Here is a 23,983-nt window from a genome sequence, read left to right as displayed (position 1 = left end):
TCCAAAAAAAACATGAAAGAGAACGTGCGATTTTCAAACCTTGACAGGAGTAAAATCATTCAGAAACTAACCAAAACCAAATTTGACCTTGTAATTATAGGAGGTGGAATAACGGGTGGTGGGATAGCACTGGATGCAGCTTCAAGGGGACTAAAAGTAGCATTACTTGAAAAAAGGGATTTTGCTTCAGGAACCAGTAGTAAATCTACAAAGTTAATTCACGGTGGTCTCCGGTATCTTAAACAGTTTGATTTTTGGTTGGTAAAAGAAGTAGGATCGGAACGGGCAATAGTTCATAAACTCGCTCCGCATCTGGTACTTCCTGAAAAAATGTTACTTCCTTTAATCGATGGCGGGTCTTATGGGAAATGGCTTACATCTATTGGTTTAAAGGTATATGATATTTTAGCACAGGTATCTGGCGATGACAAGCGCAAAATGGTTGAAAAGAAAGAGGCATTAGAACTGGAACCGCTATTGCCAAAGAAGAAATTAAAAGGTGCCGGATATTATGCAGAATATCGCACAGATGATGCCAGGCTCACAATTGAAAACATTAAGACTAGCCTTACATTCGGTGCTGTAGCTTTAAACTATGCAGAGGTTACAGCTTTTGATTATGAAGAGGATATCATTTCAGGACTTCATTTCAGGGATAGTATTACAGGTGATGAATTCAAGATTAAATCAAAATATGTAATCAATGCTGCGGGCCCATGGGTAGATGAATTACGAAGTTTAAATAACTCAAAAAAGGGCAAGCGCCTTCATCTCACTAAAGGAGTCCATTTAGTATTTCCATTTGAAAAATTACCCGTAAGGCAATCTGTATATTTCGATGTTCCTGATGGACGAATGATCTTTGCCATTCCCAGAGGTAAAATTACGTATGTGGGCACAACCGATACTAACTATGACCAGGATAAAGACAATATAAAGTTAGATTTAGCTGATGCATTGTATTTAATTTCCGCAGTTAACAATATGTTTCCTAAAATTAATTTGGAAATGGATGATATTATTTCCTCCTGGGCAGGTTTAAGGCCCTTAATCCATGAAGAAGGTAAATCTGCATCGGAATTATCCCGCAAGGATGAAATATTCATTTCTGACAGCGGGCTTATTAGTATGGCAGGGGGCAAACTAACCGGGTATCGCAAGATGGCAGAAAGAGTCGTTAACCTGCTGTCAAAAAAAATGGAGGAGGAAGAAGGAATTAAAGTCCCCGAATGCACAACAGATCAGATTCCTTTATGTGGCAATGATTTTAGAAAATATAAACACGTCAAAAAATATATCTTAGAAATATTTGAGCGAATAAAAAAAGATGGTTTAACGGAATATGATGCCTGGTATCTTGTTACGACCTATGGAAAGCAAACGGAAACCATTTTACAGGATTATTCCATTCAAAAAGAAAAGGACCCACATGTAAGAATGGCCATAGCGGAACTTCATTATGGCATCAATTATGAAATGATAACTTCACCTATGGACTTTTTCATCCGAAGGACAGGCCGATTATATTTCGATATTGAAAGCATACCCTTACTGTTAGATCGTATTCTGGAAGAATTTAAATCAATTTTTAAGTCGGATGATTCTCAGATACTATTGTGGAAAGAGAAAATAATGCAGGAAATACATGAGCATTCCATTTTTTCCATAGACCGGGTTTAATTTATTTTCTTTTCTTCCAGCACTTTTGTAACTCCCGGCACGGGTATTGGATAAAATCCATCGGCATCTGGCGTTACAGGAGGCATTGCGTCCCAGCTATATTCATCTGGCATTATACTCCTCCCTTTGTTTAAGGCATCTTCAAAGGTGATTAATTGACCCGAATATGTTGCCATCCTTCCAAGAATAGCCGTCATCGTTGTTTTTGCAGCATGCTCCGCATCACTTATAACCCCTCCGTTTTTAATGGAATCAAAAAGGACATCATGTTCTGTCTGATAGGGATTAGGATCATTAGCCCCCTGATGTTCATATATCTTAGTGCCATTATAGCCGGTAATTATTCCTTTATTCTGAGAATCCAAATAGATTTTACCTTTGGTTCCCATAAGACTTTCGGAGACATTGTCTAAGCAGCCTTTTTGATGCCTGCACTGGCTCGATATTACCGCGCCTGAAGGATATGTGAATTCAACAAAATGATGGTCAAATATTTGACCGTACTCTTTTCCTTTTCTTACTTCTCTGCCCCCCATACCCTGGGCATGCACCGGGAACTCCCCGATAAACCAATTAGCCACATCGATATTGTGAATGTGCTGCTCAACGATATGATCCCCGCATAACCAGTTAAAATAATACCAGTTCCGCATTTGATATTCCATTTCTGTTTGATTTTCCTGGCGCTCCTTAACCCATACCCCTGCACTGTTCCAATAAACCTGCCCTGAAACGATCTGACCTATTTTGTCGGCCCTGACTTCCTCAAGGCAGGCCAAATAATTCTTTTGATAATGACGTTGCAGCCCAACAACAACATTCAATTTTTTAGTTTTGGCAATTTTGGCAGTTTCCAGCACGCTTCGTATACCCTGGGCATCTGTAGCTACGGGTTTTTCCATAAAAACATGCTTATTTTTACTTACTGCATATTCAAAATGGAGAGGCCTGAAACCGGGCGGCGTTGTTAATATTACTACATCTGCTTTATCAATTGCTGCTTTGTAGCCATCAAAACCCAGGTGTTTATCTTCTTCTTTAAGTGCAATTTTGTCCGTATCAACAAATTTCGTGGATAAGATGTCATAACAGCTATCAAGACGATCCTGAAATGCATCGGCCATAGCAACTAATTTTACATTTTCCTTAGTACTCAGGGCCTGCGCTGCAGCGCCGGTACCCCTTCCACCGCAGCCAACCAACGCAATTTTTATGGAATCATCGCCAAGAACATGTGCCGAGGCCGCCACGTCCAAAGGTACAGTTAAGATTCCGCCTGCGGCGATTGCAGTATTTTTACAAAAATTTCTACGGGACAGGGCGTGCTTTTCATTTTTCATTTTTAAAGATTTTAATAGTCATCAATTGCAGTAAGCCAATAGGCTTCGATTTCTTCTATTGGAGGAATTTTTTTAGGACGAATAATTCTAAAACCAACATTCGGGGCGTTGGTAAACCACCAGCGGCTTTTAGGAATCTGAGGGTCAATTCTTTTCCATTCTGCTGAAGATCCTTCGCGGGCAGATGATCTGAGCGCAATGGCAGGATCCATCCAGGACCCTCCGCGAACCGTTCTGGGATATAGTTTTGTTGGTTTCACAAAAGGATTGTTGCTGGTTTTTCCCAATCTATTGGCATAAGTATCCGGAGCATATTGATCCATGGTCCATTCAGAAACATTGCCGTGCATATCATAAAGGCCAAACTTATTGGGTTGTTTAGTACCCGCTTTTTGATATTTTCCCTCACTATTATCCTTATACCATGCATATAAATTTAATTCAGCCGGGTTATCCCCAAAATAATAGGAGGAGTTGCTACCTGCCCTTGCTGCATACTCCCATTCGGCTTCTGTGGGAAGCCTGTAGAATTTTCCTGTTTTCGCGCTTAGCCATTTGCAAAATGTTAATGCCGCGTGTTGCGTTATATTTACTACGGGATACCCCTTTTTGCCCATGCCCTGACTCATATCAACATATGGCGTTGATGCGGAAGATATTGCGTCGATATCTATAGCAATCTCACCATCCAAATCTTTGAGCCCAAAAGTATCAATTTGCCGCTCTAAAAAAAGCTCGTACTGGTCCCAGGTTATTTCAAATGAACTCATCCAGAAATCGTCTACTAAAACCCTGTGCTGAGGCTTTTCATCATCGTTGTGGTCATTACTGCCCATCAAAAATTCACCTCCTTTTACAGGATTCATTTTAATGGTAATATCGCTTCCCGAAATTTCCTGAGAATAAGCAACAAAAGGATTTTTATTTATTTTAATTCCTGAAGATTTGGCGTTTCCTCCATAGGTAAAAGCCATGGATATAAGAATGACTACTGCCACTGCAAGGAGAATAAAATATTTTAGATTCATTTCAAAATGTTTGAAAATATCAAATCAAGATGTTTCTAAAGTATTCAATTAGAAGCTAATAAAAAAATTTAAGGGTCAATCTAATTTATCGGTGAGTGCTCTGAAAGTTATTTTAGCACTCTTATGGTTATAAAGAATATCATATACTGCATCAATAATTGGAGTCCTGACTTTCTTTTTAAATGTTGATTTTAATTTATAGGCACTCTCCGTCGCGTAATAACCTTCTGCTATCATTTTCATTTCCATCATAGCACTTTTTACAGTATACCCTTTTCCAATCATATTACCGAACATCCTGTTCCTACTAAAAGTAGAATAGCCGGTTACCAGTAAATCTCCCAGATAGGCAGAGTTGTTGATGTTGCGCTTCATCTTGTGAACTCTCGAAATATAGCGCTTCATTTCTCTGATAGCGTTGCTCATGAGAACAGACTGAAAATTATCACCATATCCTAACCCGTGGGCTATACCTGCTGCAAGCGCGTAAATATTTTTGAGCATGGCTGCATATTCTGTGCCTATAATATCATCAGAAATTTTTGTATTAATGTAATGGCTGTTTAAATGCTCTGAAAGGATTTCTGCTTTTTCCGTATCGGCACAGGCAATTGTTAAGTATGACAAACGCTCCAAGGCCACTTCTTCGGCATGACAAGGGCCGGTTATAACACCAATATTTTCAAAGGGAATAGCGTACTTTTGATGAAAATGCTCCCCCACAATTAACCCTGTTTCCGGAACAATTCCTTTAATAGCAGAGAATATTACCTTATTCTTTAAAGGGATTGTAAGTTTTTTGAGTTCACTCTCTAAAAAAGCAGATGGAATTGCAAAAATCAAAAGGTTGGCCATGGAAACCGCTTCATCCATATTATTGGTAAGGACCAGTTGTTCAACCTTAAATTCTACAGAGGTAAGGTAGTTGGGATTGTGTTCGTTGACTTTGATATATTCTAAGGCTTCCTCATTGCGCATATACCAGATTACCTTATCCTTGTTTTCGGTGAGCATTTTTACAATAGCCGTAGCCCAGCTTCCACCTCCCAATACCGCAATTTTAAGATCTTTTTCCATCAAATGAATTTACACAATCAAATTTACTCAAAAATAATAACCACTTACTTCATAAACAGTTATACCGAAGCAATATTAAACCAGAAGATAAGTTTGACCGGAAGGATTGAATATTGGAATAAATAAAACGATGAAATGCGTAAAAATTTAACATAGGCTCAACGGTTTTCAGGCAATGAATACTTTGAATTTTGCGTTATTTACCAGAATAGGGTAAGGTTTGTAAAATTATTTTTGGTTGGTTATTTAGTTAGAAACCGCCCCGGAATTGAATTCGGGGTGGTTTTCTTATTTTAGTAATGACTTTAGTTACCCTTAGCTGCTTTTGCTTTATTGTCATAATATTTTTTCAGAAGATAGAAGGCTTTCTTTTTATTTCCTTTTTCATCAATAAGCCCTTTCCTGTTATACCCGTCCTGAATTTTAGCCAGAGACCTTCTGGGTGATCTGAAGTCTTTTAAAATCCATGGGGAAAATCCTTGTAGTTTTTCAATTTTGTCTAACATATTTAAAGTTTCTTCATAGAGATATTCCTGATATTCCTCGGACCATCTTGTTTCCTTGTCAGCATGATATCCAAATTTAGCTCCTGCACCAAATTCTGAAATAAATACAGGTTTGTTCTGATCAATTTTCCAGTTAATGGTACGGGCTTTATCAGGCAATCCAACATACCAGCCTATATATTGGTTAAAGCTGAGAATATCGACTTCTTCGGCAAATGGGTCGTCTATGGTTAGCATATTGCTATTACCATCTACGGCATTTTGTTCCAATGCCGCGCTTATTAAACGGGTAGGGTCCAGACTTCTGGTATGTTCTTTCAATTTTTTAAGAAATTTAAGACGGGGTTCACTTACCGGGGTTTCATTAGCCATAGACCAAATGATGACTGATGCCCTGTTCTTATCTCTTTGTATGACCTCTGTAAGTTGATTTTGTGCGTTTTCGTAGGTGCCGGGATTCTCCCATTTAATTGTCCAATAAACCGGATTTTCCTCCCAAAGCAATATTCCCATACTATCAGCGGCTCTGACCATATACTCATTATGGGGATAGTGAGCCAAGCGTGCAAAATTTCCGTTCATTTCCTTTACCCATTCCAAAAGCTTTTCAGAATCTTTCATGGTTTTGGCTCGTCCCTGATTAATGGGACTTTCTTCATGTATACATATTCCTCTTAGAAAAATTGGTTTATTATTTAATAAAATTGTTGTTCCTTCTGTTTTTATAGTTCTAAAACCAATCTTATCTTTTATCTGGTCTTCACCTGCATATAGGGAAACATCATACAATTTTGGATTTTCCGGACTCCATTTTTTCAATTTGGCCTTACTAATATGTATTTGAACCCTGCCGGTTATATCAGTGCTTAATTTTTTTAAAATTTTTGCTTCTGATATGCTAAGCGTTACTTCCTTGTTTGCTTTACCTGGTCCATTGAGCTGAATATATCCTATAATTTCTTCTGGATTTTTGGGATTTAATTGAATCATATAGTCATCTATATAAGTCTCTTTTGTTTCTATTAGCTTAACATCTCTGGTAAGACCACCATAATTCCACCAATCTGTATTTAATGTAGGGACTGCTTCGGGGGTCCTCTTATTATCAATTTTGACTATCAGAAAATTTCCCTTTTCCATCAGTAAATCCGTTACCTCAAAATTAAAAGGCGTAAATCCTCCTATATGTCTGCCCAGTTTACTGCCATTTAGATATACATCAGCTTGATAATTTGCCGCTCCGAAGTAAACAAAAACCCTGTTGGAGACTTCTTCCTTGGAATAATCGAAAGATTTTTTGTACCAAATAGATCCTTCGTAATATAATAGTTTATCCTTTTGGGTATTCCAGTCTCCGGGGACCATTAAAGTTTCGGAATTGTTAAAATCATATTCTATTAAATCCGTTTTGTCTGCAGGCGATGTATTAGTAAAATATGCATTTTTTGAAGGGGGATCCGTCAAATCAAAAGCTTCATAACGATAATTATAATAGCCATTTTCATATGGATCTATTATAATATTCCACTCCCCGTTAAGTGAGAAAGATGTTCTGTTATATGCATTATTTAATACGCCATCTTGCGCAATTGTTGCTAAGGAAATAATGAAAAAAAGTAATTTAAATAGGTGTTTCATTTCATTTCATTTAAGAGTTTAAAACGTTTTATTGTTTAAATATCTTTTTTTAAAATCAGATGGATTTTCTAATGCAATTTTTTTAAAAGTACGATTAAAATAAGAAAGACTTTCATAACCACATTCGTAGCAGGCCTCGCTGATATTACTCCCTCCCATAAGTAAACGCTTGGCCTGGCTAATACGATATTGATTTAAAAACGAAGTAAAAGATCTGCCAGTAGCACCTTTAAAATATCGGCAAAAGGCTTCTTTACTTAAATTGCTAAGCGAAGCCACTTCTTTAAGTCCTATTTTCCGCTGGTAGTTTTGATCAATAAATGTATAAACATCCTTTAATCGGTCTTTTTGTTTTTGGCTGTATTTATTTATGACCGGATAGTCATGTAATAAGACATACTCCTTAGACGCTGCCAAAATTGAGAAAATGTGGAGTACTTCCAGAAACTGCTTAAAAGGGCTTAAAGCATGAAGTCTTTTCAGCCTTGAGCCAATAGTAGTTTTGGTATTTCCAGTGAAAGCGATTCCATATTGCGATTTTTCAAAAAGTTCAAAAACATCGGAGAGCTCCGGGATTTCAGTAAATATTTTGTTCTTGAATGCCGAACTAACATGCAATACCTCTTTTTGATATTCAGTCTGTATGCCATAATCGAAATTTAAATGGGGAATATTGGACCCTATTAATACCAGATCACTATATTCATATAGAGAAATATGATCTCCCACATGTCTTGTGCCGTTGGCACCTTCAATATAAACCAATTCATATTCAGGGTGAAAATGCCAATAGAATAGGTCATTTAACCTTGGATTGTGTAGTAACCGGAATGAGCTTTTGGCATCCGGATTTATTTGTTCTAGTTGAATTTTCAAATTTAATATTTAACAAAATTGTTTTTAAAGTCTATAAAAATGAAATAAAATATCAATATAGTTCAAAAATAGATCAAAATCAAGGTGGAGATGACCTTTTGATCTCTTTAGATTTGACTATCTTTTAATCACAATACAGAATTATTATGGAAAAAGCAGCATCCAAATTGGAAATGGCCAATAAGGCCCATAAAGATATTCCGGGAAACCCCTCAACAGCTACAAGTAGTAAAATTGAACTTAATGACAGGTCTAATAATGTTCCGTTAAGGGTTCTTAGCGAAAAGGACTGGGAATCCTGGAAGCATAATGGATATATAGTGATAAAAAATGCCATTTCGAGGGAACAGGCAAAGAAGACTGCAGATTTTCTATGGGAGTTCGATGAAAAGGACCCGAACGATCCTGAAACCTGGTATGCACCACCCAGGGCGGAAATGCAAATGAAAGAGCTTACCGGCACCGGTATGGTTGAGGTGTATAACCATCAACTTCTTTGGGATAACCGACAAGCGCAACGCGTATATGACGCCTTTGTGGATGTTTGGGGAACAGAAAAACTATGGGTCACTATCGACAGAGCCAATCTAAATTTCCCACAAAGACCGGGGTTTGAAAAGAAAGGCTTTATACACTGGGATTACGATCCGGAAACACGCCCGCAGAACGTGCAGGGGGTTCTGGCACTTGCTGATCAGACAGACGAGAACATGGGAGGCTTTCAATGTATTCCATGGTTGTACAGGAATTATGACAGCTGGAAACTTACCCAGCCTGAAGACAGAGATCACTTTCAGCCAGATACAACCGGTTTGGAAGAAAAGATCGTAAAAGTAAAAATGGAGGCAGGGGATCTCCTGATATTTAACAGCACTCAACCTCATGGTATAAGACCCAACCGGTCTAAGGATAAAGTAAGAATAGCTCAGTATATTTCTATGATGCCTGCAGAGGAAGAAAATGAAGAATTAAGACAATGGCGCATCAATTCCTGGAAGAACAGGGTAGCTCCGGAAGGATATGCATTTCCGGGTGATCCAAGAAATTGGGAGCAGGACAGATACGATACTGCTAAATTATCTGAACTTGGAAAGAAATTACTTGGGCTGCAAAGGTGGTAATTTATGAATTCCATAATTCTTTTCAATTAAGATATTAAACTGCCAATAAGTACTATTTTTGCCACCTTAAAATATACAGGCTTTGAAGAAGTACTTAAATCTATTTGATTTTTCTCAAAAAGTAAATTATAAAACTGAAGTCCTGTCCGGATTAACGGTAGCACTGGCTTTAGTGCCTGAGGCAATAGCTTTTGCACTTATTGCAGGGCTATCCCCATTAACCGGTTTGTATGCGGCTTTTGTGATGGGGTTGGTTACTTCTATTCTCGGAGGAAGACCGGGCATGATTTCGGGAGCAACCGGTGCAGTGGCAGTGGTTATAGTTTCACTGGCCGTGGATTATGGTGTGGAATACGTATTTGCTGCAGTAGTGCTGGCAGGAATTTTACAGATTGCTGCCGGAGTTCTTAGATTAGGTAAATTAATGCGGCTCGTTCCCCATCCGGTAATATTTGGATTCGTAAATGGGTTGGCAATTATTATTTTTATTTCTCAGTTAGACCAGTTCAAGGCGAATGATGGTTCCTGGTTATCCGGGAGCACTTTATTTATCTTTTTGGGGTTAGTTGTCTTCACAATGCTTGTTATATGGGGGTTGCCAAAATTAAGCAAGGCGGTTCCAGCATCTTTAATTGCAATCCTGGCTGTTTTTGGGCTGGTACTCGCATTTGATATAGACACAAGAACAATTGGAGATATTGCTTCTATTCAGGGCGGATTTCCTCCTTTTCATATCCCACAACTGCCTTTTAATTTGGAAACCCTTCAGATCATTTTTCCCTATGCGGCAATAGTGGCAGGCGTAGGTTTAATAGAGAGTTTGTTAACACTGAATATTATAGATGAAATTACAGAAACGCGTGGGCGCGGCAATAAAGAAGCTGTTGCCCAGGGCACAGCCAATATTCTTTCCGGTCTCTTTTCCGGAATGGGGGGTTGTGCTATGATTGGGCAGAGTTTAATTAATACATCAAATGGTGCAAGGGCCAGATTATCTGGCATTGTTGCCGCAGTAATGCTTCTTGTCTTTATTATGTTTGGAGCCGACCTGATTGAAAAAGTTCCTATGGCCGCACTTACAGGGTTAATGATTATGGTGGCACTCGGAACATTTGAATGGGCCAGTCTCCGAACGTTTCGGAGAATGCCAAAATCTGACGTCCTGGTTATGATACTGGTGACCCTTGTTACTGTTTTTCTGCATAATCTTGCCCTGGCTGTCCTGGTTGGGGTAATTATTTCCGCACTTGTCTTTGCCTGGGATAATGCCAAAAGAATTCGTGCAAGAAAGTATATAGACGAGAATGGAATAAAGCATTATGAGATCTATGGGCCATTATTTTTCGGATCTGTGACCTTATTTAATGAGAAGTTTGAAGTGCTGGAAGATCCGGATGAGGTAATCATTGACTTTAGAGAAAGCAGGGTGGTAGATATGTCTGCTATAGAAGCCTTGAACAAAATTACAGAACGCTATCACAAGGTGGGTAAGAAGGTGCATTTAAGGCATTTGAGTAATGATTGCAGGCGTTTGTTGGCAAATGCCGATGCTATCATAGAAGTAAATGTCCTTGAAGATCCTACCTATAAGCTGGTTGTTGATAAAGTAACCTAATTATTGAATTGAGAATTTAACATTCACAGTACTTTCTACTTCTATCTTTTCAAATTCAATTTCAACGGGCTGATCTTTATCTCCATCTTTAAAAACTTTTACTTCAGCCACCCTTCCCTGATATCTGTTTAGTATCCCGGTGTTCAGATCAGATATAAAAAGGGCAGATCCTAATTGTTGGTCTAAAGGAAGAACCATTGCCTCTGCTTGTTTTTTCGCTTCTTTTACAGCAAGCTGTCTAAGAATTATTTTAAGGTTTTCCAGTTGTGAATATTCTGTTTTTGTAAGGTTCACATTTGAGATTCCAATTGATTCAAGACCAAGGATAACGTTACCTGCCGTTACGGCGTCATAAACCAATAATGAATATTCCTTGTCTTTTTGAACGTCTGCTTTTCTTAGGAAATACTTTTTAAAATTACTGGCCAGATCAGAAAGTGTAAGTTGTTTCTCCGTATCAATGCCCAGTGTTTCCAATTTGTCGGCCATTTTATTTTCGAGTTTTTCAACCGAAGCCTTTCCTTTGGTGTCCGCTTCTGTAATTAGAATAGATAAATAGATACGGTCGGGTGTAACTAAGGTGTCTACTCGTGCCGTGGTCTCTAAATATGGTTGATCAATAAAGTTTTTATTTTGTCCGTAATTCTTAAGGCTTGTGATCAGAAGAAATAATACGAGATATCTCAAAACTAATTTTTGCTGTACAATATTTTTCATAAGGCTAATTTGCTTATACGAAACTAAAAATTTCTCGATTCTTTAAAAATATAAAATGAGGGAAGTCATTTGACCAGTGAGGGAATAATACAAATATAGAGGTATAGCCATCCATATTGAATTAATTTTTCCAAAAAAAAAAGTGCTGAACCCTTAGTATTAATTCCGGAGAACAGCACTTAAATAAGTAATTCTAAACTTTATAATGTACGCAAATACTCGGCAACAGCCCGGGCATCTTCTTCACTTAAATTCTGATTAAGCATGATGGCATTGTTGTATTCCTCCAATAATGCCTGTGCAATAGGGTCTTCTTTGAGCATAACATCCGGGTTAAGGATCATGTTCATTACCCATTCCGGGCTTCTGCGATCATAAACACCAGCTAATGCAGGCCCTATCATACGTTGGTTTGCCATGTGGCAAGCTGTGCAAATAGCGCTGTACTTTGCTTCACCCACTGCAGCCAGTTCAGTATCAATTTCTTCTGCAAACTCAACAGAGGTAATTGGCCCAACCCCTTTGTTGTTTAAATCAACCGGGACGGCTTCAGATTTAGTTTCTGTTTTCACCTCCTTCTTTGCACGGTTCATTTCAAAACCACCTTCTTTTTTCTCTTCTTTTTTTTCTCCGCAGCTTACAGCCAGGGCACAAATAACAATTATGGCAAATATTTTTCGCATGTCGTTTAAATTAGAGGCACTAAGATAAGAAATAGCATGGATCAAAAAAGGCCCTGAATAAATTTTAAACCAACTTTTTCTGAATAAGAGATGTTTTGAGAATCAAAAAATCCCACATGCCCTCCATATTTAGGCATATCAAGAAAAAGCATAGGGTTATTCTCGGCTTCTTTAACAGGGTAGCAGTCCTGACCTAAAAATGAGTCATCACGTGCATTAATTATCAAGGCAGGAATTTTTATCCGTGGCAAAAACTGAAGACTGCTGCACTTTTTATAATAATCAAGGGCATCTTTAAACCCATGAGCTCTGCTTGTATACAGATCATCAAAATCTTTGAGGTTTTTTATATTCTCTATTTCTTTTACGGATAGTAATTCCCGGAATTTTTGCTGTTTTATGTACAGTTTCTCAACCAGGTGTTTTTTAAATCTTTTTGCATATAGAACATTTTTAAATTTAAGCAATTGTATTAGGGAATCGTGCAGACTGCATGGCACGGATACGGCTACAGCTCCTTTTATTTCATTTGCCACATCACCTTCTCCAAGGTACTTCAATGCTAGATTACCTCCAAGACTAAACCCTTTTATATAAATGCTGCTATATTTTCCGGCAGACAGGATATGCTCTATTACGGCTTTAAGGTCTTCTGTGGCCCCAGAATGATAAGATCTGAATAAACGATTGGTTTCTCCGCTACAGCCTCTGAAATTAACTGCGCAACTATCCAGGCCGTTGGAATTAAAATGCCTGGCACTGCCTGTTATGTATGGACGTTGTCCATGTCCTTCAAGACCATGCAGGAGAATAACAACGGCATTGCTATGGGTTTCAGAAAAGCTCCAGTCCATATCTATAAAATCGCCATCCCTAAGTTCCAGACGCTCCCTTTGCTGGGTAATGTTCCTGACCTTTCTGATCAGCCCGGAATAAATAGTAGCTAAATGACCGTTTTTAAACGGAAGTGGAGGATTATATTGAGATTCAACCAGTGGCATTAATATAGAACATGGTCCTTAGGCGCAACAGGCCCAGGAAGGTTTTCCTCATCCAGCATATCTCTTAAATCTATTTCAATTGTGCGGCATAAGGCTGTCATAGGCACATCATTAATACGTCCTTCAAAAGGATCTTCACTATTATCACCTACTTTCTCCATAGTAATAAAGATCCATGATATGAGAACAGAAAATGGAATCATCAAAAATACGTACCACGCTTTCATAGAGTCGATTGTCATTAAAGTATCATCTTCAAAAACGTCGATCAGACCAAAAGGTAAAATCAAAATAAATATCCAGGTAAAAACCCTGGAAAAATAGCCATATTGTCTGGGAAAAGGAGTGTTCTTTATTCGTTCACTTTTACCCTGAAGATTATAAAACTCCTCTAAAACAGATTGCATCTGATCTTCCTGAAAACCATCAATGATTTCTTTTTCTTTTAGCATTACAATATCCATCGCCTGGTTTTTAATTAAATGGGTAGCCGGATTAACTCTTTTTTTGAGATCAGTAAATTCTCTTTTATCCACGTACTTAAAAGCCTCGTTACAGGACGGATTTCGTTCTCCATGTTTCTCATACATTCTTTCTACTGATCTGTCTTCTTTTAAGGACCAGGGTTTTGGCTGTCTGAGTTGCACCCTAAGGGCATTTATCCACCCTATATGCCTGTAAATCAATTGCGCCTGTATCTTTTTGTTGTATGCTATGTCCTCGGTACGCACAAAACTTAACACCTGTATACCCCAGGTTCTGCTGTAATTTACTATGCCTCCCCAAATTTTTCGACCCTCCCAAAAACGATCATAGCTTTGAGAGTTCTTGAAACCAATATAAAAAGCAACCGCAATACCAATGACACTTATAGGCTGAAACGGGATATCAATAAAATCCCATCCCAGGAAATGATATGCATAAAATATTAAACTTGCATAAAGGCTAAAAAAGATGAGGTTTTTCCATGCGTATCTAAGGATCACTCCCCAGCCAATGTTCCTTTTTACGTACATATATCAGATGATTACTTTAATTATTATTTTGGATAATATTCCAACAAGGTAATTTGCTCTTCTATTGCTGCCTTAAATTCAGATTTAAGTTTTGAAACCAGCTCGGCCACAGAAAGCACATTATCTATTGTTGCCGATCCCTGACCGGCAGACCAAATTGTCTTCCAGGCCTTGGCTTCCGTATCCAATTCTTTCCCAAAGTCAACTTTAACATCCTTTTTCAGGTCTTCTTCTGTAATTCCGGCAGCGGCAAGACTTGCTCCCAGAAAATTGGCATGTACTCCGGAAATGGCCGCAGTATAGGTTATATCACTGGCACCTGCCTTTATAATCATCTGCCGGTATTCTTCCGGCGCTTTACTTTCCAGGGTGTTAATAAACCGAGTACCCATATAAGCCAAATCTGCGCCCATTTGCAGGGCAGATGCAATGTCTCTGCCGGTACTAATACATCCTGAAAGGATAATGGTTTTGTCATAGAACTTTTTAACTTCTGCCACAAGGGTCATAGGGTTAATCGTTCCTGCATGACCACCAGCTCCTGCAGCAACTAATATTAATCCATCTACGCCAGCCTCTGAGGCCTTTTCTGCATGTCTTTTTTTAATTATATCGTGAAAAACGAGTCCGCCATAGCTGTGTACAGCATCAACTACCTGTGATACTGCCCCCAAAGAGGTTATAATGACAGGGACTTTATGTTTAATACATAATTTCAGATCTGCTTCCAGCCTTGGATTTGTGGGATGAACAATTAAATTTACGCCAAAGGGTGCTGCTTTTGTCCCGGTTTGTTCTTCAAAAACATCCAACTCGGTTTTAATTTGAACAAGCCATTCTTCAAATCCTTCACTTGTTCTTTGGTTAAGGGCAGGAAAAGTTCCTATAATACCATTTTTGCAACATTCAATAACTAATTTAGGACCGGAGATTAGAAACATGGGCGCTGCAATGGCAGGCAACGAAAGTTCTTTGATAAATGACGGTTTGTTGGACATAGTTGTTTTTTGTGAGTTTAAAAATAGGGATAAATTTTGTTTGTGAATATATGAAGAGGCATAGAAGTTAAAATGTTCTATAACCAGGATATTGGAGGCCCAAAATAGTACTGAAAGTAATGATTTTGTGGTTAAACCTTTAGTCAGAGCTATTTAGTCTGCTATTTTACCCGGTTTTGGTTTTTTGCTGACAAGATAAACTCCCAGCATCACCAGGCAGGCGGCTGCTATTTTAACGGTTGTGAGGTTATCTCTGCCACTAATTACAGCAAAAAGAATCCCAATTACCGGCTGCACATAAACAAAGGCACTAACGGTAGAGGCTTTTAATTGGGTTAAAGCAAAAACATTAAACAAATAAGCGCAAAAAGTAGTTCCTATAACCACAAATGCCATTTTCCAAATAGCGTCAAATGGCAGCGAAAACCACGACACCTCTAAAAACTCAGTAAGTGCAACCGGCAAATTAAACAGAATGCCAATCAGGAACATCCACTTTAAAAGAGTTAAAGGGTGGTATTTTTCAAGAAGTTTTTTTACAAGAATAAGATAAAGACCAAAGAACAGGGAATTCAATAGAAAGAGAGAATTGCCCAAAGGGATATTTGATGCATCCTGTCTGATTTCATTACCGTAAAGCACAAGGATAAGAGCCCCTGAAAGGCCAATCAGTATACCGGCAATTTTAAGCATCCTGATTTTTTCTTTAATTAAGAAAAAAGACAAAATAACCACAATGATAGGAGTGGTTGTTACAAGAACAGCACTGTTTATCGGCGTTGACAAATCCAGGCCTTTAAAAAACGCGAGCATATTAATTGCCATGCCAAAAAGTGAGCACAGCAATACCCGCCCCCAGTCCTTAGATTCAATCTTTTCTTTCGGTCCCATAAAGGAAATACTCCAAAACAAAATAGAAGCCCCTAAGACTCTAAGCATTATAAAACCAAAAGGTTTAATGTACAAAGGCATCACACCTTTTGCAATGGTATGGTTTAATCCATAAATTGTTGTAGCGCCCAGGGCGGATAATATGGCAAGAGTTCGCTTACTCAAGTATGAATGATTTCTTTGGCAGAAGCAACTACTTTTTTGCTATTCCCTATGAATATTTGATTGTTTACCAAAATAACAGGTCTTTTCAAGAATGTGTAATGCTCCAATAGCAGTGCCTCATAATCCTTTTCTTCAAGTCGTTGGTCTTTTAATTTACGCTCATTATACAGGCGTGCCCTTTTACTGAATAAGGCTTCATAACTGCCTGCCAGATTTCTCATTTCCTTTAATTGTTCAACAGTAATTGGTTCAGATTTAATATCCTGGATTTCAATATCATTAAGAGGCTTTAATTCATTTAAAATACGCTTGCAGGTATCGCAAGTACTCAAATAATAAATTTTTTTCATGACAAGTTTTTATCGAAATTAAAATTATAATAACCACCCTTAAATATTTCTAGATGTTTATGTTATTTTTATTCATGGTAAAAGCATTATTATTAATCGGAAAATTAGAAGACATTGGAAAAAATATTTGACATCACAATTCAAAACAGGAAGATACTGTACAAAATATTAAAGCGAACTCCCCATAATCTTCTATTTGAAATTCCGGAAGGCTATCGCAATAATATTTGGTGGAATATAGCCCATGTTGTTGTTACCCAGCAAATACTTGTTTACAAATTTAGTAATCTAACTCCGCGTATTGATGATTCTTTGATCCAAAAATTCAAAAAAGGAACCTTGCCCGATATACCTCCAACAGATGAGGAGATAGATCATATTGGTGGCTTTTTGCTTTCTACGGCGGAATGGGCACAGGAAGATTATGAGAATGGAGTTTTCAAGGCGTATAATGAATATACCACCAGCACCAGGGTCATATTGCGAAATGTTGAAGACGCCTTAGCCTTCAATCTATATCATGAAGGATTACATCTTGGAGTAATACTTTCACTGGATAAAATACTATTAAAGGAGGAGGCGTTCTAGGTTTTTATTTTCCAGATAAAAATTTTTGGATATCCTTATAAGGCAGGGTCAGTTCTATTGGGCCATCGGCATACGACGCCACTTCATATTGATTATACAAAAGTTTAAGCCCTTTCTCCGTAAATCCGATATTTTCGGGCAGATAAAAAAGGTCTTTCTCAAACATAAATCCTGTGCTGTTTATAGACTTATTTACGGGGATATTTTGCTGTAACCTAAATTGCGTTTCTGCATACTCCTGAAATCCCTCCCTGTCTTCAAACAACTCCCAGGGGTCAATTTCCCTGCCTCTTTTTTTATTAAAATTTAAATAGTTTGTCGATCCGTAACCATGGGCGCCACCAGTAAACAAATAAGACCGAAGTTCAATGGTTATAAGGTTATTATCTTCATAGGTTACCCTTCCATTTATTGTGGCCTTCCATCCGATTGTTTCATCGGGATAGATTTTTTTTAATTCAAAATAGCCATTTGTGAATGATTCAATTGCCTGCTGCATGGTTTCAGCATTTATTTCATCATCAAAAGTTAATTTGGAAATAACTTCTTCCTGCAAAGTCAGATTAATAGATTTGGCAAGTTTATTTTTGCCCAATGCTTCTGGAATAGCAATGGAAACCTCCGGGCATTCTTTACATTTAGTATTCTCAAGACTTAGAGCTTCAAATGTGACATTACGATTGTCCTGACAGCCGGTAATTAAGAACAGTAGAAAAAGACAGGGGACAAGTTGTTTCATTGAGTAGAATTAGGATCTTTTGCAAAACTAAGGATTCATTGGTTTCTCCAAAAGATAACAATACATTTGTGAACATAAATTTGTAACATGAGTGAAAAGGAATTAAGATTTAACAGCAAGGTTATTCATGGGGGTCAAAAGCCTGACAAGGCTTACGGTGCCGTAATGCCTCCAATTTATCAAACATCTACCTATGCCCAAACCAGTCCGGGGGAGCATATGGGATTTGAATATTCTCGTAGCGCCAACCCAACAAGGACCGCCTTGGAAAATGCACTTGCCAGTATTGAAAATGGAAATTTCGGATTGGCATTTGCCAGCGGATTAGCAGCAATGGACGCCGTTATTAAACTTTTAGAGCCAGGTGATGAAGTAATTTCAACTAATGATCTTTATGGTGGGAGTTATCGTCTTTTCCGACAGGTTTTTGAAAAATACGGAATCAAATTTCACTTTGTAGGTATGCAGGAAGTATCGGAGATCGCTGCATTGATTAATTCAAATACGAAATTAGTTTGGGTTGAAACTCCAACCAATCCGATGATGAATATAATTGATCTTAAAGCAGTTTCAGAGCTGGCCAAAAGCAATAAAATTCTTATGGCGGTTGATAATACTTTTGCAACTCCTTATTTGCAACAACCACTGGATTTGGGAGCCGACATAGTGATGCATTCTGCAACTAAATATCTTGGGGGTCATAGCGATGTGGTCGTTGGTGCTTTAGTTGTGAAGGATGCGGCATTAGCAGAGAAATTGTATTTCATTCAAAATGCAAGTGGAGCCGTATGCGGGCCAATGGATAGTTTTTTAGTGCTAAGGGGAATTAAAACATTGCATGTAAGAATGCAGCGGCATTGTGAAAATGGAAAAAGAATAGCCGAGTATTTACTGGCACATCCAAAAATTGAAAAGGTGTATTGGCCTGGTTTTAAAAACCATCCCAATCATGACGTTGCCACAAAACAAATGAAAGCATATGGCGGAATGATATCTTTTGTGCCCAAAGGGGGTAATTTTAAAGATGCTATTGCAATAGTAGAAAAGCTAAAGGTTTTTACATTGGCTGAATCATTAGGAGGAGTGGAGAGTTTGGCGGGCCATCCGGCAAGTATGACTCACGCAAGTATTCCTAAAAAGGAACGGGAAAAAAGCGGCGTAGTTGATTCGCTGATCAGGCTAAGTGTGGGAATTGAAGATGCCCGGGATCTTATTTCTGATCTGGAACAGGCAATCGGGTAAATTTTATCATATTTTTAAAAAAAGCAGGTTTAAATTGAAGAAAAGATATAATTTTGCCGTTGAATTTTTAATTCAATAAAAACCATAGCTAATTAAATTTGATATGAACACAACAATTGATGCATTTATGGATGAGGTGAGGACCCGGAATGGTCATGAACCGGAGTTCATTCAAGCCGTGCAGGAGGTTGCCGATACGGTAATTCCTTACATAGTCCAACATGAAATCTATTACGGCAAGAACATCCTGCTAAGAATGGTTGAACCAGAGCGGTTGATTTCCTTTAGAGTTTCCTGGGTGGATGATGATGGCGAGATACATGTAAACCGGGGGTATCGCATTCAAATGAATTCCGCAATAGGGCCTTATAAGGGAGGATTGCGTTTTCACCCATCTGTTAATGCCAGCATTCTTAAATTCCTTGCTTTTGAACAGGTGTTTAAAAATAGTCTGACTACCCTTCCAATGGGAGGGGGCAAAGGAGGTTCAGATTTTGATCCTAAAGGAAAATCAGATGATGAGGTTATGCGGTTCTGCCATGCCTTTATGGCCGAGTTATGCAGGCATATAGGGCCTAATACAGATGTTCCGGCAGGAGACATAGGAGTAGGAGCCAGGGAAATAGGTTTCCTTTTTGGGATGTATAAAAAGATTAGAAATGAGTTCACCGGTGTTCTTACCGGAAAGGGATTGTCATGGGGTGGTTCTAAAATTCGTCCTGAGGCAACCGGCTACGGCACTGTATATTTTGCTCAGAGCATGTTAAAAACAAAGAATGAGACAATTGAAGGGAAAACGGTTGTTGTGTCAGGATCTGGAAATGTCGCTCAGTATGCTGCTGAAAAGATTTTGCAGTTGGGGGGAAAAGTACTGACATTATCGGATTCAGGCGGATATATTTATGATAAGGATGGGATTGATAATGAAAAATTGAACTTTGTTATGGATCTCAAGAATAATAAGCGCGGCAGAATATCTGAATATGTGAAAAAATATAAATCGGCTACGTATCATGAAGGGAAACGTCCATGGGGAGTTAAATGCGATATTGCGCTGCCATGTGCTACCCAAAATGAACTGGATGGAAATGATGCTAAAGATTTGGTTGCCAACGGATGTATATGCATTGCTGAAGGTGCTAATATGCCTTCAACTCCTGAAGCAATTCATGTATTTCATGAAGGCAGAATCTTATTTGCACCGGGTAAAGCTTCTAATGCCGGGGGTGTGGCTACTTCGGGTCTGGAGATGTCGCAGAACTCCTTAAGGATAAGTTGGACAAGGGAAGAAGTAGATGAAAGACTACGCGGAATTATGGAAGATATTCATGATTCCTGTATTGAATATGGCATAGAAGATGATGGATATTGCAATTATGTGAAAGGGGCTAATATTGCCGGATTTGTCAAGGTAGCAGATGCCATGCTTGCACAAGGTGTTATTTAATTCTAATCAGATAATGGGCGGTTTCAGGGAATGAACTTCAATTTTTTGAAAGCTTCAATTTCTGAAACCGCCCTTCTAATTTTTTGTTAAATCAACCTATCTTTGCATTATTCTAAGCGCAATAAATGCAAATTTCCACGAAAGCTTTAGTGCTATCTTCCATAAAGTATGGAGATACAAGTTTAATTGTTAAAGCCTTTACTTATTCGGATGGGCTAAAATCATATCTTCTCAAGGGAATTTTAGCCTCAAAAAGGGGGAAATTAAAAACCGCTTACTTTCAACCCCTAACGCAACTGGAAATAGTTGTGAATCACAAAAACAAAGGTACTTTAGAACGGCTCATTGATGCCAAAGTAAATTATCCCTACCAAAGTGTTCATACAGATATCGCTAAAAATGCAATGATCTTATTTTTGTCCGAAATTCTGGTCAACAGCATTTTTGAAGAAGAGCAAAATAAGGACCTGTTCCACTTTATGGAAGCATCACTTCAATGGATGGATACACACCATAATATAAATAACTTTCATTTGTTTTTTATGTTGGGTTTATCAAAATATCTCGGGTTTTATCCGGCTAAATCGAATATAAATTATCCGTATTTTGATTTGGTTGAAGGTGCATTTATTGAAATGCCGGGGATTAATCCGGTTCTAAAAGGAGAAGCCCTTGAAAACTTCAAAGCATTTTTAGGCATAAAATTTGATGCTATCCACAAAGTCAGGATGGGCAAAAAAACCAGGCAAGAATTATTAAAATCCCTCGTACTCTATTTTGAAGTACATTTGCACGGATTTAAAAAACCCAGATCGCTCGCTATTTTGAACGAAGTCTTTAGCTAAAATGCAAAGGGGAATTTTTCTTATTATACTTCTGCTTACTAACCTAATTTCTGGTCAGGATATAATAATCCTTGATGCAGAAACAAAGGAGCCCGTAATTAATGTAGCTCTTTTCAATAATGATAAATCAAAAACCGCCCTTTCTGATTTTGACGGAAAATGTGATATATCTGTTTTTAACCCCAACGAACGAATTACAATAAGGCACCTTAGTTATCAAACTAAAAAAACCACCAGGCAACTGCTGGTAAGAAGAGGTGGCAAGGTTTATCTTAGTTTAAAGAGGGAACAGTTAGATGAAGTGGTAATGTCCGTTTCCAAGTGGGAACAACAAAAGAAAGATATACCACAAAAAATAGTTTCCATAAACGCACAGGCAATAGCATTTACAAATCCACAGACTTCAGCAGACCTCCTGCAAAACAGCGGGAAAATATTTGTGCAGAAAAGTCAGTTAGGCGGTGGAAGTCCTATGATAAGAGGTTTTGCAACAAACAGGTTGGTGTTGTCGGTGGATGGAGTGCGCATGAATAATGCCATTTTTAGGGGAGGTAATATTCAGAATATTATATCCATAGACCCTTTTACAGTTAAGAATACCGAAGTGGTTTTTGGACCCGGGTCTGTAATATATGGAAGTGATGCTATAGGTGGAGTAATGAATTTTATTACGAATGACCCGCAATTTTCAACTGTTGATAGTTTGGACATATCCGGGGGCATGAATTACAGATATGCTTCCGGGAATGATGAGAATACAGGGCATTTTAACATAAATATTGGGTTAAAAAAATGGGCTTTCTTAACCAGTGCTTCGTACAATTACTTTAATGACCTGAAAATGGGCCGGCATGGTCCTGATTCTTATCTTCGGGAACAATATGTAAAACGAATAAATGGGGAGGATGTATTAATCGAAAATGAAAATCCGCGTAACCAGATCCCAACAGGCTATAATCAGATTAACCTAATGCAAAAAATAGCCTACCGACCAAATAATAATTGGAATTATGATTTGGGATTGTTTTTATCAGGCACTTCAGATTATTCCCGATACGATAGACTTATAAGACCAGACAGCAGTGGAAACGGATTGCTTTCAGCAGAATGGTTTTATGGACCACAGAAGTGGTTTATGGGAAACATTCAGGTTTCCAATAAAGGCAGGGGTAGATTTTATGATGGGTTACGAATTACCGGAGCATTCCAGAATTTTAAGGAAAGCAGGAATGAAAGGCAATTTCAGGACCCTATTCGCAGTACTACAAAAGAAAATATAAATGCATTTTCCTTAAATGTTGACTTTGAAAACAAGAAAATTGGAAATTTAAGATTGTATTACGGTGCGGAATATATTTTTAATAAAGTAGGTTCGGTTGGGAGCCAAACCAATATTGAAACAGGATTTGTGGAACCCGCCCAATCCAGATATCCGGATGGCTCTGACTGGCAGTCCCTTGCAGCTTATTTGAATAGTGAATTCAAAGCTAAACCAAATTTCACATGGTTGGCCGGCGTTCGATATAGCCATGTCTGGATTAATGCAGATTTTGATACAACTTTCTATCCTTTTCCTTTTGACAATGCAGATCTGAATAATGGGGCTTTTACAGGAAATATAGGGTTTAGCTGGTTTCCTAAAGCCGACTTGCAGTTCACACTTAACGGAGGTACGGGTTTTAGGGCCCCAAATATAGATGATATAGGCAAGGTGTTTGATTCTGAGCCAGGTTCAGTAGTAGTGCCAAATCCCGATCTAAAACCGGAATACGCCTATAACGCTGAATTTGGAGTACAAAAGAATTTTAAGGATAAGGTAGTGCTTAAAAGCGCAGCATATTACACCTATCTGGTAGACGCTCTGGTCAGAAGGGATTATCTGTTTAACGGCGAAGATGAAATTATTTACAATGGGGAATTAAGTAATGTACAGGCCATTCAAAATGCTTCTAATGCATATGTTTATGGTTTGGAGATTGGTTTACAGGCGTTTCTTTCTGAAAATTTCTCAATCCTGTCTAATTTAACTTTCACTGAGGGAATCGAAGAGGATGCAAATGGCAATGATACTCCCGGCAGACATACTCCCCCAACCTTCGGTGATTTTCACCTTATTTGGAGAAACCAAAAGTTGAAAGCCGACCTTTTTGTGAATTACAATGGCGAAATTTCTTTTGAAAACCTGGCGATTTCTGAGATAAATAAAAGTTATATCTATGCTAAAGATGCAAATGGAAACCCTTATTCACCCTCCTGGTATACCTTAAATTTTAGGTCTCAATATCAAGTTGCCGATCCTTTTAAATTGACATTCGCCGTTGAGAATTTAACCAATCAAAGGTATCGTCCTTATTCATCCGGAATTACAGCTGCAGGAATTAATTTTATTCTAGGAGCAAGTTTTCGGTTTTGAGATTGGA

21 protein-coding genes are annotated in these 23,983 nt (G+C 38.2%); 8 read left to right on the top strand and 13 right to left on the bottom strand.

Going from position 1 to position 23,983, the window contains the following annotated elements:
• Nucleotides 1-12 precede the first annotated feature (12 nt).
• Nucleotides 13-1,680, top strand: a complete 1,668-nt coding sequence (locus tag G504_RS0105830) for a glycerol-3-phosphate dehydrogenase/oxidase (RefSeq protein ID WP_040443907.1) — start codon at nt 13-15, stop codon at nt 1,678-1,680.
• Here the strand turns inward: G504_RS0105830 and G504_RS0105825 are convergent.
• The 5 genes from G504_RS0105825 to G504_RS0105805 form a co-directional block, all read right to left on the bottom strand.
• On the bottom strand, nt 1,677-3,020 hold the full coding sequence (locus G504_RS0105825; RefSeq protein ID WP_019669212.1) for a Gfo/Idh/MocA family protein: 1,344 nt from the start codon (nt 3,018-3,020) through the stop codon (nt 1,677-1,679). The two genes, G504_RS0105830 and G504_RS0105825, sit on opposite strands and share 4 nt — an antisense overlap.
• A gap of 11 nt (nt 3,021-3,031) precedes the next feature.
• Nucleotides 3,032-4,048, bottom strand: coding sequence for a formylglycine-generating enzyme family protein (locus tag G504_RS0105820; protein WP_019669211.1), 1,017 nt, complete (start codon nt 4,046-4,048; stop codon nt 3,032-3,034).
• A gap of 75 nt (nt 4,049-4,123) precedes the next feature.
• The gene (locus G504_RS0105815) at nt 4,124-5,125 is read right to left on the bottom strand and encodes an NAD(P)H-dependent glycerol-3-phosphate dehydrogenase (protein ID WP_019669210.1); all 1,002 of its coding nucleotides are present in this window, start codon (nt 5,123-5,125) and stop codon (nt 4,124-4,126) included.
• Nucleotides 5,126-5,430: 305 nt separating this feature from the next.
• Nucleotides 5,431-7,269, bottom strand: coding sequence for a glycoside hydrolase family 2 (locus tag G504_RS0105810; RefSeq protein WP_019669209.1), 1,839 nt, complete (start codon nt 7,267-7,269; stop codon nt 5,431-5,433).
• A gap of 18 nt (nt 7,270-7,287) precedes the next feature.
• Nucleotides 7,288-8,145, bottom strand: a complete 858-nt coding sequence (locus tag G504_RS0105805; RefSeq protein ID WP_026348423.1) for a helix-turn-helix domain-containing protein — start codon at nt 8,143-8,145, stop codon at nt 7,288-7,290.
• Between the two features lie 146 nt (nt 8,146-8,291).
• Between G504_RS0105805 and G504_RS0105800 the strand changes: the two genes are divergently transcribed.
• Together G504_RS0105800 and G504_RS0105795 are read left to right on the top strand one after the other, a co-directional pair.
• Complete coding sequence (locus tag G504_RS0105800) at nt 8,292-9,266, top strand: phytanoyl-CoA dioxygenase family protein (protein WP_019669206.1); 975 nt, start codon at nt 8,292-8,294, stop codon at nt 9,264-9,266.
• Nucleotides 9,267-9,348: 82 nt separating this feature from the next.
• Nucleotides 9,349-10,881, top strand: a complete 1,533-nt coding sequence (locus tag G504_RS0105795) for a SulP family inorganic anion transporter (RefSeq protein WP_019669205.1) — start codon at nt 9,349-9,351, stop codon at nt 10,879-10,881.
• Here the strand turns inward: G504_RS0105795 and G504_RS0105790 are convergent, their stop codons facing one another.
• The 7 genes from G504_RS0105790 to G504_RS0105760 form a co-directional block, all read right to left on the bottom strand.
• A complete protein-coding gene (locus tag G504_RS0105790; protein ID WP_019669204.1) occupies nt 10,882-11,598 on the bottom strand; it encodes an SIMPL domain-containing protein in 717 nt (238 codons plus the stop codon).
• A 200-nt stretch (nt 11,599-11,798) separates the two neighbouring features.
• The gene (locus G504_RS0105785; RefSeq protein WP_026348421.1) at nt 11,799-12,281 is read right to left on the bottom strand and encodes a c-type cytochrome; all 483 of its coding nucleotides are present in this window, start codon (nt 12,279-12,281) and stop codon (nt 11,799-11,801) included.
• Nucleotides 12,282-12,322: 41 nt separating this feature from the next.
• Nucleotides 12,323-13,282 carry a YheT family hydrolase gene (locus G504_RS0105780; protein WP_019669202.1) on the bottom strand — a complete coding sequence of 320 codons (960 nt, stop codon included), beginning with the start codon at nt 13,280-13,282 and terminating at the stop codon, nt 12,323-12,325.
• Nucleotides 13,282-14,298 (bottom strand): bestrophin family protein, encoded by a 1,017-nt coding sequence (locus tag G504_RS0105775; protein WP_019669201.1) that lies wholly within the window; start codon nt 14,296-14,298, stop codon nt 13,282-13,284. The genes G504_RS0105780 and G504_RS0105775 overlap by 1 nt, the downstream gene beginning before the upstream one ends.
• A 23-nt stretch (nt 14,299-14,321) precedes the next feature.
• Entirely contained in the window at nt 14,322-15,296 is a 975-nt protein-coding gene (locus G504_RS0105770) for an NAD(P)H-dependent flavin oxidoreductase (RefSeq protein ID WP_019669200.1), read from the bottom strand.
• A 153-nt stretch (nt 15,297-15,449) separates the two neighbouring features.
• Nucleotides 15,450-16,352, bottom strand: a complete 903-nt coding sequence (locus G504_RS0105765) for a DMT family transporter (protein ID WP_019669199.1) — start codon at nt 16,350-16,352, stop codon at nt 15,450-15,452.
• A complete protein-coding gene (locus G504_RS0105760) occupies nt 16,349-16,702 on the bottom strand; it encodes an arsenate reductase family protein (RefSeq protein ID WP_019669198.1) in 354 nt (117 codons plus the stop codon). The genes G504_RS0105765 and G504_RS0105760 overlap by 4 nt, the downstream gene beginning before the upstream one ends.
• A 114-nt stretch (nt 16,703-16,816) precedes the next feature.
• Between G504_RS0105760 and G504_RS0105755 the strand changes: the two genes are divergently transcribed.
• Entirely contained in the window at nt 16,817-17,290 is a 474-nt protein-coding gene (locus G504_RS0105755) for a DinB family protein (RefSeq protein ID WP_019669197.1), read from the top strand.
• 4 nt (nt 17,291-17,294) lie between these two features.
• Here the strand turns inward: G504_RS0105755 and G504_RS0105750 are convergent, their stop codons facing one another.
• A complete protein-coding gene (locus tag G504_RS0105750; protein WP_019669196.1) occupies nt 17,295-18,029 on the bottom strand; it encodes a DUF3298 and DUF4163 domain-containing protein in 735 nt (244 codons plus the stop codon).
• Between the two features lie 87 nt (nt 18,030-18,116).
• On the opposite strand from G504_RS0105750, the gene G504_RS0105745 reads away from it, so the two are divergent.
• The 4 genes from G504_RS0105745 to G504_RS0105730 all read left to right on the top strand — a co-directional run bounded on the left by G504_RS0105745 (nt 18,117) and on the right by G504_RS0105730 (nt 23,976).
• Nucleotides 18,117-19,271 (top strand): cystathionine gamma-synthase, encoded by a 1,155-nt coding sequence (locus G504_RS0105745; RefSeq protein WP_019669195.1) that lies wholly within the window; start codon nt 18,117-18,119, stop codon nt 19,269-19,271.
• A 103-nt stretch (nt 19,272-19,374) separates the two neighbouring features.
• Nucleotides 19,375-20,718, top strand: coding sequence for an NADP-specific glutamate dehydrogenase (gdhA, locus tag G504_RS0105740; RefSeq protein WP_019669194.1), 1,344 nt, complete (start codon nt 19,375-19,377; stop codon nt 20,716-20,718).
• Nucleotides 20,719-20,843: 125 nt separating this feature from the next.
• On the top strand, nt 20,844-21,563 hold the full coding sequence (gene recO, locus G504_RS0105735) for a DNA repair protein RecO (RefSeq protein WP_019669193.1): 720 nt from the start codon (nt 20,844-20,846) through the stop codon (nt 21,561-21,563).
• A 1-nt stretch (nt 21,564) separates the two neighbouring features.
• Nucleotides 21,565-23,976: a TonB-dependent receptor gene (locus tag G504_RS0105730; RefSeq protein WP_019669192.1), complete on the top strand. Its 2,412-nt coding sequence runs from the start codon at nt 21,565-21,567 to the stop codon at nt 23,974-23,976.
• Nucleotides 23,977-23,983 lie beyond the last annotated feature (7 nt).

Origin of the sequence: Eudoraea adriatica DSM 19308 (assembly GCF_000382125.1) — a bacterium.
GTDB lineage: Bacteria > Bacteroidota > Bacteroidia > Flavobacteriales > Flavobacteriaceae > Eudoraea > Eudoraea adriatica.
Note: the sequence above shows the minus strand (reverse complement) of the source record. Positions and strands in the feature narration are given on the sequence as shown.

What these genes read in the sequence shown, in the direction of transcription:
- G504_RS0105830 (WP_040443907.1), top strand. Translation starts at nt 13, where the DNA reads ATGAAAGAGAACGTGCGATTTTCAAACCTTGACAGGAGTAAAATCATT.
- G504_RS0105825 (WP_019669212.1), bottom strand. Translation starts at nt 3,020, where the DNA reads ATGAAAAATGAAAAGCACGCCCTGTCCCGTAGAAATTTTTGTAAAAAT.
- G504_RS0105820 (WP_019669211.1), bottom strand. Translation starts at nt 4,048, where the DNA reads ATGAATCTAAAATATTTTATTCTCCTTGCAGTGGCAGTAGTCATTCTT.
- G504_RS0105815 (WP_019669210.1), bottom strand. Translation starts at nt 5,125, where the DNA reads ATGGAAAAAGATCTTAAAATTGCGGTATTGGGAGGTGGAAGCTGGGCT.
- G504_RS0105810 (WP_019669209.1), bottom strand. Translation starts at nt 7,269, where the DNA reads ATGAAACACCTATTTAAATTACTTTTTTTCATTATTTCCTTAGCAACA.
- G504_RS0105800 (WP_019669206.1), top strand. Translation starts at nt 8,292, where the DNA reads ATGGAAAAAGCAGCATCCAAATTGGAAATGGCCAATAAGGCCCATAAA.
- G504_RS0105790 (WP_019669204.1), bottom strand. Translation starts at nt 11,598, where the DNA reads ATGAAAAATATTGTACAGCAAAAATTAGTTTTGAGATATCTCGTATTA.
- G504_RS0105785 (WP_026348421.1), bottom strand. Translation starts at nt 12,281, where the DNA reads ATGCGAAAAATATTTGCCATAATTGTTATTTGTGCCCTGGCTGTAAGC.
- G504_RS0105780 (WP_019669202.1), bottom strand. Translation starts at nt 13,282, where the DNA reads ATGCCACTGGTTGAATCTCAATATAATCCTCCACTTCCGTTTAAAAAC.
- G504_RS0105775 (WP_019669201.1), bottom strand. Translation starts at nt 14,298, where the DNA reads ATGTACGTAAAAAGGAACATTGGCTGGGGAGTGATCCTTAGATACGCA.
- G504_RS0105770 (WP_019669200.1), bottom strand. Translation starts at nt 15,296, where the DNA reads ATGTCCAACAAACCGTCATTTATCAAAGAACTTTCGTTGCCTGCCATT.
- G504_RS0105760 (WP_019669198.1), bottom strand. Translation starts at nt 16,702, where the DNA reads ATGAAAAAAATTTATTATTTGAGTACTTGCGATACCTGCAAGCGTATT.
- G504_RS0105750 (WP_019669196.1), bottom strand. Translation starts at nt 18,029, where the DNA reads ATGAAACAACTTGTCCCCTGTCTTTTTCTACTGTTCTTAATTACCGGC.
- G504_RS0105745 (WP_019669195.1), top strand. Translation starts at nt 18,117, where the DNA reads ATGAGTGAAAAGGAATTAAGATTTAACAGCAAGGTTATTCATGGGGGT.
- gdhA (WP_019669194.1), top strand. Translation starts at nt 19,375, where the DNA reads ATGAACACAACAATTGATGCATTTATGGATGAGGTGAGGACCCGGAAT.
- recO (WP_019669193.1), top strand. Translation starts at nt 20,844, where the DNA reads ATGCAAATTTCCACGAAAGCTTTAGTGCTATCTTCCATAAAGTATGGA.
- G504_RS0105730 (WP_019669192.1), top strand. Translation starts at nt 21,565, where the DNA reads ATGCAAAGGGGAATTTTTCTTATTATACTTCTGCTTACTAACCTAATT.